The sequence below is a fragment of the Pseudomonadota bacterium genome, assembly GCA_022361155.1.
GTDB lineage: Bacteria > Myxococcota_A > Polyangia > Polyangiales > JAKSBK01 > JAKSBK01.
This window is the reverse complement of sequence record JAKSBK010000099.1, coordinates 1-10,022: the sequence shown is the minus strand read 5'-3', so window position 1 is coordinate 10,022 and position 10,022 is coordinate 1. Positions and strand designations below refer to the sequence as shown.

Genomic DNA, 10,022 nt, shown 5'->3' with positions numbered 1-10,022 from the left:
CTGGCTATGTTGCTCCTCCTCGAAGCATCCCCAATACTCCTCGTCGTCGCGCCTCGCCAGCGGCGCCCAGACCTCACCGAAACACACGAGTTATTCTTCCGCGGGCCCTTACCACATGTGCTTGCCTCCAGCATCCCAGCGTGACACGCCCTAGCCTATGCCCAAGGAGCGTGTGTTGACCGACCTACGACGTCCTGTGAGACCCGCCCCGCGGGCGCTGAAGCTGGCGGTGAGTGCGATGTTTGGGCTGGTCTTGCTGGGCTTTCCCATAGCGCTCGTGTTGGGTGCATACAACTGCAGCACGGAGCGCCCGGCACGGGAGCTGTTCTTCGATCCGCCCGATACCGAGCGCTGAGCCCCGTTCGAGAGGGCGCCCTTCGGGTACCTGCGTCCAGGCTTGTGGCGCAGGCCTTTTGCGCTTGCAAATCACGGGTCGAGGGTGTACGAGCTTGTTGAAAAGGGCTTTCGTTTTCAATTGCAACATGGACGGCGCCCCAGCGTCCCCAGGAGGACCATATGCGACCTAGTCTCCATCGCTGGAACTCTGATCCGCGTTTTTCCGCCGGCCACAAACACCCGAACGCTCGGTTCGGCGCCCTCTGCCGCGCTTTCGGTGGCTTCGGGCCCGCTGCGGTGCTCGGGGCCGCGATGTCGATCGGGTGCGCCGGCAACGCGGACGAGGCGCGTGTGCTCGAGGTTCCTGCCAGCTACGCGTTCGACAGCCGCCTCGAGGAGGAAGGCTCCAGCGTGAGCTACTCGGGTCAGACGTTGCGTCACGTGCTGATCGAAGACCTGAAAGCCTACATTGGGAGTCTGACCGATGCGATCGACAAGGGCGCACTCGTGCCTGTAGCCGGCGAGGTCAGGAAGGAGCTCGATTTCTACTACGCGTTCGACAGCCAGACCTCGGGTGAGGTCGCTATCACCTTGTCGACCGAGCCGGGCACCCAGCAGTCGACTTACAACGATGTCGCGAGGGGCAAGACCCTGAAAGGCAAGCTAGCCGGAAACGATCCGGTGGGGCAGCACAAGGCCTGGGATAAGGAGTTCGTTGGTTGGGACGCTTCCGAAGTGACCAGCCCGGAGAGCTTGCTGCTCGTGTGGTTCGATGAGCTGGATCGAATGGCAGTGGAGCGCGCGGGCGGGATGATCCCCATGGACCCGACAGGCAAGCCCATGAGCAAGGTGCATGTGACGCCCGAGGGGCTGGACCTGCAGCAGCTGATCCAGAAGTTCTTGGGGGGCGCCGTCGCCTTCAGCCAGGGTGTGGACGACTATCTCGATGACAGCGAGCCGGGCAAGGGTCTACTTTCGAGCAACGAGGGGCCGGACAAGGTTGGAAAGCCCTACACGACGCTCGAGCATGCCTGGGACGAAGCGTTCGGATACTTCGGCGCGGCGCGCGACTATGGCGACTACACCGACGACGAAATAGCGGCCAAGGGAGGGCGAGCCGAGCGCAAGAATGGCTACTTCGACACCGATCAGGATGGAGCCATCGACCTGCGGAGCGAGATCAACCTGGGACACTCGGTCAACGCAGCTAAACGGGATAGGGGCAGCGCAAAAGACGCGCCTACGGATTTCAGCGGAGACACGTTCAAGGCTTTCCTGAGAGGCCGGTCGATCATCTCCTCGTCCGACGGGGATCTCAGCGACAGCGATCTCAAAGCGCTGCAGGCGGAGCGCGACACCGTGGTGAGCAACTGGGAAAAGGCCATCGCCGCCACCGTGGTGCACTACATCAACGACGTGCTGCAGGACATGACCGTGTTCGATACCAAGGATTACGACTTCTACGCTCACGCAAAGCACTGGTCCGAGCTCAAGGGCTTCGCCTTGGCCCTGCAGTTCAATCCCCGCTCACCGCTCGGCGAGAAGCGCTTGCGCGAGCTGCACCAGCAGGTGGGTGACGCACCCGTACTGCCCGGACACAAAGACCCAAAGGCTTATGCGAAGGCCTTGCGCCAAACACGCGCGCTGCTGCAGGACGCATACGGTTTCGATGCCGCCAATATCGGCGACGACCAAGGGAAGGGCGGCTGGTGACGTTCGGGTCGGCGGCGGGGCGGGGCCGTGACCGGATGGTCCCGCGCGTGCTTTGGGTCGTGGTCGTGCTCGCCGCGTGCAAGCCGGGAGCCGAACCGGATCCGACGGCGAAACTGGACCTCGAGGCCTTCCAGCGCGACTTGGCTGACAACGTGGTGCTGCCGCTGTACCGTGACTTCGAAGCGGCCGCCAGCAAGCTGAGTGACGCGGTTGATGCTCATACCGGCGCGCTCAGGACCGGTCCTGCGGACGCCGAGCTCAGGCGGGCACGCGAGGCATGGGCCGATGCGATGAAGCTGTGGCAGCAGGCGGAGGTCCTGCAGATCGGTCCCGCCGGCCCAGCCAAACGAGCCGCGGGCGGACAGGGCCTGCGTGACGAGATCTATTCCTGGCCAACGGTCAACCCGTGTCGGATCGATCAGGAAACGGTGCTGGCGAAGTACGGCGAGCCAGACTTCTTTTCGAGCCGGCTCGTCAACGTGTATGGACTGGACGCGCTGGAGTACCTGCTGTTTCGTGAGGACGCCGGCAACGACTGCCCTTCCAAGGTCGCGATCAACTCCAAAAAGACGTGGGCGGCGCTCGGCGACAACGAAGTGCGGGAGCGACGAGCGGGCTATGCCCAGGCCGTGGCGGAACAGCTCGCCAAAGACGCCAACCGCTTGCGCAAGGCCTGGGACAAGAGCGAGGGGGACTTCGTCAGCCAGTTGCTGCGAGCTGGTAAGCCCGGGTCGGTGTACCCCAAGCGCAGGGACGCGCTCTCTGATGTGTTCTCCGCGCTCTTCTATCTGGATCTGCGGACCAAAGATCGCAAGCTCGCCCTGCCGCTCGGACTGAGCAGCAAGTGTCCGCGGGCGACGTGTCCGGACGCTCTTGAATCACCTTGGGCCAAGCACTCCAAGGAGAACATCAAGGCGAACCTGGTCGGGTTTCGCAGCGTCTATCGCGGCAACGCTACGGGCGCTTCGAAGTCGGGCTACGGCTTCGATGACATGCTCGAAGAGCTCGGCATGTCGGCGTTGACAAAGGAGCTGTCCGAGGACATAGCGGCCGCCGTGCACGCGGTCGATGAGCTGCCGGACGTGCTGGGCACTGCCCTGGAATCCGACCCCGAGCCGATTCGCCTACTGCACGGAGCCGTCAAGCGCGTGACGGACAAGCTCAAGGGCGAGGTCGTGACGGCCTTGAGCCTGCAGGTGCCTGCGGAAGCAGCCACGGACATCGACTAAGGGCCGCCGCGCTAGCAACATCTGGAGTGCCGCTGGATCAGCGGATCATGCGGGCGAGTACTGTTACAACACCGCTGGCGGGGCCGGATCGAAATCGGGGCGTCTCGTTCACTGTTTTCGGGTGCCTGCTCGCGCTCGTGCCCACGCCGCCCTTGTCCGCGCAGGATGCGGCTCCTTTGCAGGAGCAACCGCCGGCCGCTCCCGAGCCGTTTCCAGCGCCGGCCGTCGAGGAGGAACGCGCACAGCAGCTTCGAGACAGCGATCCCGTCGCCACAGAGTCTGTTGGAGTCGAGGAGCTTGATGCGGTGCTTGACAGCGATCGGGGCGCGCCGGCCGAGCTGGACGACGATCTACTGCGATTGGACACCATTTCCATTCTTGGCGCCAGCGAAGAGATACCCAGTATCGCAGGCTCGGCCCATGTGATCGGCGCCGAGGAACTGGAGGTCTACGAGAGGGACGATATTCATCGCGTCCTCGCTCGTGCACCGGGGGTGTACGTGAGGGGCGAGGACGGTTTCGGTCTGCGACCGAATATCGGGATTCGCGGTGCGAACTCGGAGCGCAGCGCCAAGGTGACGCTGCTCGAGGACGGCGTCATGCTGGCGCCCGCTCCCTATTCGGCGCCGGCCGCCTACTACTTCCCTCTGGTTACGCGTGTAACGCGGGTCGAGGTGTTCAAGGGGCCCGCGTCCATCAGGCACGGCCCGAACACCATCGGAGGGGCTGTCAACCTGGGTACCCGAGCGGTTCCGGAGACGAGCAGCGGCGCGATCGACGCCGCGCTTGGCTCGTTCGGCTACGGCAAGCTGCATGGGCACCACGGCCTGCGCTGCGGCCCCTTCGCGCTGTTGCTCGAGGCCGCGCATCTGCAGAGCGGCGGATTCAAGAAACTCGACGGCCCGGGCAACACCGGCTTCGACAAGAACGAGCTCATGCTCAAGTCGCGCTACCGTTCCGGTTCCCGATCCGGTCTCTTGCACCAAATAGAGCTCAAGCTGGGCTTTGGGGACGAACGATCCCACGAGACCTACCTCGGTCTCACGGATTCCGACTTCCAGGCGGATCCGCTTCGACGCTACGCCGCGAGCGCTCTGGGCTTGATGGACTGGTGGCGCACCCAGGCGCAGGCCAGTTATCTGATTGGGGTGGGGGATGGCTTCGAATTGCGTGCCACTGCCTACCGTCACGACTTCCGGCGCGCCTGGAGGAAGCTCGTTGGCTTTGATTCTGGGGCACCCCCTCTCGCCGACGTGCTCGCGAACCCGGATTCGGGACGGACCGCAGTCTACTACCGGGTGCTGACCGGCCAGGGGGATTCCCTGCATCCGAGCGAGACGCTGCTGATCGGCAACAACGACCGGCGCTTTGTTTCTCAGGGGCTGCAGTTTCGCGGCCGATGGAGCGGCGAGCTCGGGTCCCTAGTGCACCGCTTGCAGTTCGGTGCCCGCATTCATCAGGATTCGGTGCGCCGCGATCAGACCGCGCGGCCGTATTCGATGCGGGATGCCCAGCTCGCGCGTGTCACCGCGGAGCCCCCCCGGGTGCTTCGGCGTGATCGGGCCGCCACGACGGCAGTCGCTTTGTACCTGCACGAAACGCTGGAGCTGGCTTCGCTGTCGCTGGCCCCTGGGGTCCGCGTGGAACTGATCGACACGGAGCTCGGTGGGGATGCCGGTCCGGATCGGCTCCCAGTCGCGCGACAGCGCTCGGACGCCGTCGTGTTGCCCGGGCTCGGAGTACACTACCAGGTGCTGCCCGAGCTCGGCGTCCTTGCGGGCCTTCACCGTGGCTTCAGCCCCGCCGCACCAGGTCAGCCCGAGGTCGTCGAACACGAGACCGCGATCAACTACGAGCTCGGAGCCCGAGTGCTTGTCGGGCAGAGCCGGTTGGAGCTTATGGGGTTCGCGAGCGACTACCGTAATCTCACAGCCACCTGCACCGCCAGCGCCGGCTGTCGTCCCGAAGCGGTCGGCGTCCAGTACAATGCAGGCAGCGTTGTGGCCTACGGCTTGGAGCTGGGAGCGGCGCAAGGCTTGGACGCCGGCGATAGCGTGGCCGTGAACGTCGAGCTGAACTACACGCTGACGCTTTCACGCTTCCGCACCAGTTTCAGCTCGCCCTATCCGCAGTTCGGGGAGGTGGAGCGCGGCGACGAGCTACCCTACGTGCCAAGGCATCAAGGCTTGCTTGCCCTGGAGCTTCACGGGGCGGGCTGGAACGCAAGTCTGGTAGGTCGTCATGCCTCGAGGATGCGAGACACGGCCGGCCAGGGCAGCGCCGCGAGCGCCGTGCTCACGGATGCGCGCTGGTTGCTGGACCTCGCGCTCGGAGCCGATTTGTGGCAGGGGGCCCAGGCGTACCTCACGATCAACAACGCGCTGGACCACCGCTACATCGCCTCGAGGCGACCCTTCGGTGCCCGTCCGGGCAGGCCCCTGCAGCTCTTACTGGGGCTGAAGCAGGCCTTTGGCCCGTAGCGGGGCCTATTCAGCCGACGCTTCGCCAGCCGAAACCTGGCACGAAGTTGTGGCCGCCGTCCGCCCCGTTGACAGCCTGAATTCCCTCGGCTATCCAAGCGCCCAACCTGACGGACAGGCTTGCCGGCTGGACCCCAAGGGCCCGGCAGGGTGAGCGCAAGCGCTGCGCTGCAGCTGTCGGTCGGCTGGCTGCAACGAAGCGCAGCAGAGGACAGACTCGATATGGATTCACTGGTGTTCGCCGCTCCGGGTGCCGGACTGCTGGCGCTGTTGTTTGCGTACGCCAAGGCCTCCTGGGTGGTCAAGCAGGACGCAGGTTCCGAACACATGCAGGAGATCGCCCAGCGCATCCGGGAGGGTGCGATGGCGTTTCTGGCACGTGAGTACAAGGTGCTCGCTGTCTTCGTGCTCATGGTCGCGATCCTGTTGGTCGCGGGTAACCTGGGGGAAGGCCGAAGCCCGGTTATTGCCGTGTCGTTCGTGGCGGGCGCGCTGGCGTCGGGTCTTGCAGGCTACTTCGGCATGCGGGTGGCCACCAACGCGAACGTACGCACCACGGCGGCGGCCCGCTCTGGTTTGCCGGCTGCGCTCAAGGTGGCGTTTTCGGGCGGCTCGGTGATGGGTATGAGTGTGGTGGGCTTGGCCGTGATCGGCCTCGGAGCGCTCTACCTCGTCTATAGCCGCGTGTTCGAGCTCAACCTGGCGATTAGGGTCCTGACGGGCTTCTCGATGGGAGCTTCGTCGATCGCGCTCTTCGCTCGCGTCGGTGGAGGAATCTACACCAAGGCCGCGGATGTGGGTGCGGACCTCGTAGGCAAGGTCGAGTCGGGTCTGCCAGAGGACGATCCACGCAATCCCGCAGTCATCGCGGACAACGTGGGCGACAACGTCGGCGACGTTGCCGGCATGGGCGCCGACCTGTTCGAGTCGTACGTGGGTGCGATCATCGGCGCCATGGTGCTTGGGCTGGGCTTCGAAGCAGTCAGCTCCGGTCAGCACATCGGGCCTGTGCTGCTACCGCTGGTCGTCGCAGCGGGGGGCATCGTCGCCTCGATGGTGGGCGTCCTGTTCGTCCGCGTCGGCGAGGGTCAAGACCCCCAAAGGGCTCTGGACCATGGCGCGTACGGCGCAGCAGGCGCGATGGCCCTGGCGACCTTCGGCCTGGCCAAGCTGCTGTGGCCCGAGGGCGGCACTCAGGCAGCAGGGGGCGTGCTGGTAACTTGGACCGACGTGGGTGTGGCCACGGTGATCGGTCTCGTGATCGGCCTCGCGGTCGCTTTTGTCACCTCCTACTACTGCTCGATGGGTAAGGCACCGGTCGACAGCATCGCCGAGCAGTCCAAGACCGGGATGGCCACGAACATCATTGCCGGGCTCGGCATCGGCATGCAGTCGACCGCGGTCCCCATGCTGCTGATCGCCGCGGGCGTCGTGTGGACCAGCCAGGTGGCCGGCCTTTACGGTGTGGCCGTTGCGGCGCTCGGCCTGCTCTCGACTACGGGCATCCAGCTGGCCGTGGACGCCTATGGACCGATCGCAGACAACGCCGGCGGCATAGCCGAGATGTCGCACCAGGAACCCGACGTGCGCGCCACTACCGACCGGCTCGACGCGGTGGGCAACACCACGGCGGCCATCGGCAAAGGATTCGCCATCGCCTCTGCGGCCATGACCGCGCTGGCGCTTTTTGCGGCCTTCCGCCAGGAAGCCGGCATCGCTGGCATCGATCTGTCCAAGCCGAAGGTCATGGCAGGGCTGTTTGTCGGAGGCATGCTGCCCTTCCTGTTCTCCTCGCTTGCCATGAAGGCGGTCGGCGAGGCCGCCATGGAGATGATCGAAGAGGTGCGGCGCCAGTTTCGTGAGATCAAGGGCCTGCTGGACGGCGAGGCCAGGCCGGATACCGCGCGCTGCGTGGATATTTCAACCAGTGCGGCCATCAAGCGCATGGTGGCGCCCGGTGCACTCGCGATCGTCACCCCGGTCGTCGTCGGCTTCGGCCTCAAGGCAGAGGCACTCGGCGGGTTGCTCGCCGGAGTGACCGTGGCGGGGGTGCTCATGGCGATCTTCATGTCGAATGCAGGGGGCGCCTGGGATAACGCCAAGAAGTCGTTCGAGGGTGGCGGCTTCAAGATGAAGGACGGCTCCCTGCAAGAAAAGGGCTCCGACGCCCACAAGGCAGCGGTGGTGGGCGACACGGTCGGCGACCCCTTCAAGGATACGGCGGGCCCCTCGCTCAACATCCTGGTCAAGCTGATGAGCGTTGTCGCGCTCGTCATTGCCCCGCTGTTGTAGGCCCGTGCTGGATGAAGAAGGCGCCGAGACCCGTCGTTGTGACCTGCTCGAGGCGCTCGCAGCGCAAGCCGGCGCAGATTTGCGAGACGATTCTCGATCTCGCGAACTGGCCCAGCTTCGAGGGCTCGGGTCCGGTTCCGGGTATTCGCGAGGCCCGCTATCTCGCCAGACCCGCGGGGCTCGTGGGCACCCGCATCGGGGTCATCAATGCCGATGGCAGCTCCCACGTCGAAGAGATCGTGCAGGCCACCCAAGACAGGTCGCTCTCGTTACGTATCGGCGAATTCTCGGCACCCGCATCGTGGCTCTTCAGCCACTTCCTCGAGCACTGGCGATTCACGTGCAGCGGTGATGCTACCGAGATCGAGCGCACCATGGAGCTTTATCCGCGTCACCCGCTGACGCGACCCCTCGTGTTGCTCATCGCGCGCTACCTGCACCGCGCCCTGGAGCAGCAGCTCCGGACGCTGCTCGGGGTCAGCGCAAGAATAACTCACGCGTTTCGCTAAGAGCCCGTCCAAGGCCCTAAGCACCTAACTTCTGCCGGAGCCGGGCAGCGGCTTCCTCAGGAAAGACGGTCTTGGTGGCGATCCCGGATCCAAGCTCGAAGCCGGCGAGGGTTGCCGTCCTCGGCCGAATCTGCAAGTGCCAGAGGTAGTAGGGACTCGTTTCGTGTGCGAGCGGTGCGGTGTGCAGCATGTAGTTGAACGCGGGTAGTTCGAGAGCTCGGTCCAGGGCCAGCAGCGTGGAGCGCAAGAGGCCGGCGAGCTCGAGGCGCTCCGCGCTCGACGTCGCGCCGAAGGCAGCTTGCTGCGCTTTGGGTGCGATGCGCACCTCGTACGGGGCGACCGATGCGAAGGGACAGTAGGCAACGAATCGGTCGGTCTCGCTCACGACGCGCTCTCGAGCCCTTAGCTCGGCCTCGATCGCATCGAGCTGGAGGCAGCGCCCGGTATGCTCGAAGTGCTTGCGGGCGCGCGCGATCCGGTGCTGTAGCTCGAGCGGCGCCACCTGCGTGGCCATCAGCTGCGAGTGGGGATGTACCAGCGAGGCCCCGGCGCTGACGCCGCAGTTCTTGAACACGAGTACGTAGGCTACTCGCGGGTCCGAGCGCAGCTCCGCATAACGCGCGCTATAGGCGTCGAGGACAGCTGCCACTTCACCAAGGCTCAGCTCGGCCATGCGCGGCTCGTGCCCCGGCCCCTCGACGATCACTTCATGGTGACCGTATCCTCTGTGCTCCCGCAGCAGCGGGGTGTTACACGCTTGCTCCGCGCTTTGGGCAGGCGACAGCAGCGCGAACTTGTTTGGCACCACCCGCACGCTCCACGGCGCGCGGCAATCGGCTGGGATCCGTAGCAGTTCCGGTGGCGTGCGGGACTCATGCCCCGGACACAGGGGGCAGTCCTCCCGGGTCGCGGGCTTGCCTGCAACTTGCTGTGGCCGCCGCTCCCGGACTGGCGCTAGGATCACCCAGTCGCCGCTGGCGGCATCCTGTCGCAGCACGGACACGCTAGAGCGCCGATCGGTTAGCATGCGTCAAGGAATCCAATTCTGACCGAGCCTCGCAACCCATCCTCGACCCAAGGCTGGCACGAATCAAGGCGCGGCTCGAGACACGTGCTGCCAGCTGGGCAGCGGCGGCGCTTCAAAGAGTGGGTGCCGGTGCTGCATTCCCTTTCGCTTGACATGCAGGTTTTTCCGAGCGAATGTCCGTTTTGTATGCGATTGTAGCATGCTGGCGACTCGGTGGGCGCCTCACGGCCAGGGTCCGCGAGCACGGGGCACGTGTGGAGAAAGCAAGGCCGTGCGGAGGAAGCGAGGCCACGCGGGCGAGCATCGATTGGGTTTGCCATCAGCCTTGGATTGGAAGGGAATGAAAGTGCAACAATACTTTATAGTTACGCCGCGTGACCGTAACTTCTCAAAAAGTGGTGGCGATGGAATTGGGGCAGGGGCTGAAAAAGGGGAT

At 65.0% G+C, this 10,022-nt stretch carries 7 protein-coding genes; 6 read left to right on the top strand and 1 reads right to left on the bottom strand.

Going from position 1 to position 10,022, the window contains the following annotated elements; translation table 11 throughout:
- The first annotated feature begins 157 nt into the window (after positions 1–157).
- From MJD61_03390 to MJD61_03365, 6 genes are all read left to right on the top strand, one after another.
- Positions 158–355, top strand: a complete 198-nt coding sequence (locus MJD61_03390; GenBank protein MCG8554319.1) for a hypothetical protein — start codon at positions 158–160, stop codon at positions 353–355.
- A gap of 293 nt (positions 356–648) precedes the next feature.
- Positions 649–2,049: a DUF4856 domain-containing protein gene (locus MJD61_03385; protein ID MCG8554318.1), complete on the top strand. Its 1,401-nt coding sequence runs from the start codon at positions 649–651 to the stop codon at positions 2,047–2,049.
- The gene (locus tag MJD61_03380; protein MCG8554317.1) at positions 2,046–3,278 is read left to right on the top strand and encodes an imelysin family protein; all 1,233 of its coding nucleotides are present in this window, start codon (positions 2,046–2,048) and stop codon (positions 3,276–3,278) included. The genes MJD61_03385 and MJD61_03380 overlap by 4 nt, the downstream gene beginning before the upstream one ends.
- 47 nt (positions 3,279–3,325) lie before the next feature.
- On the top strand, positions 3,326–5,758 hold the full coding sequence (locus tag MJD61_03375) for a TonB-dependent receptor (GenBank protein ID MCG8554316.1): 2,433 nt from the start codon (positions 3,326–3,328) through the stop codon (positions 5,756–5,758).
- A gap of 222 nt (positions 5,759–5,980) precedes the next feature.
- A complete protein-coding gene (locus MJD61_03370; protein ID MCG8554315.1) occupies positions 5,981–8,050 on the top strand; it encodes a sodium-translocating pyrophosphatase in 2,070 nt (689 codons plus the stop codon).
- An 11-nt stretch (positions 8,051–8,061) separates the two neighbouring features.
- Positions 8,062–8,559 carry an SRPBCC family protein gene (locus MJD61_03365; protein MCG8554314.1) on the top strand — a complete coding sequence of 166 codons (498 nt, stop codon included), beginning with the start codon at positions 8,062–8,064 and terminating at the stop codon, positions 8,557–8,559.
- Positions 8,560–8,575: 16 nt separating this feature from the next.
- Here the strand turns inward: MJD61_03365 and galT are convergent, their stop codons facing one another.
- Complete coding sequence (galT, locus tag MJD61_03360; GenBank protein MCG8554313.1) at positions 8,576–9,586, bottom strand: galactose-1-phosphate uridylyltransferase; 1,011 nt, start codon at positions 9,584–9,586, stop codon at positions 8,576–8,578.
- Positions 9,587–10,022 lie beyond the last annotated feature (436 nt).

Bases quoted from the DNA above. Each gene is read 5' to 3' on its own strand.
- MJD61_03390 (MCG8554319.1), top strand. From the start codon at position 158: ATGCCCAAGGAGCGTGTGTTGACCGACCTACGACGTCCTGTGAGACCC.
- MJD61_03385 (MCG8554318.1), top strand. From the start codon at position 649: ATGTCGATCGGGTGCGCCGGCAACGCGGACGAGGCGCGTGTGCTCGAG.
- MJD61_03375 (MCG8554316.1), top strand. From the start codon at position 3,326: ATGCGGGCGAGTACTGTTACAACACCGCTGGCGGGGCCGGATCGAAAT.
- MJD61_03370 (MCG8554315.1), top strand. From the start codon at position 5,981: ATGGATTCACTGGTGTTCGCCGCTCCGGGTGCCGGACTGCTGGCGCTG.
- MJD61_03365 (MCG8554314.1), top strand. From the start codon at position 8,062: ATGAAGAAGGCGCCGAGACCCGTCGTTGTGACCTGCTCGAGGCGCTCG.
- galT (MCG8554313.1), bottom strand. From the start codon at position 9,586: ATGCTAACCGATCGGCGCTCTAGCGTGTCCGTGCTGCGACAGGATGCC.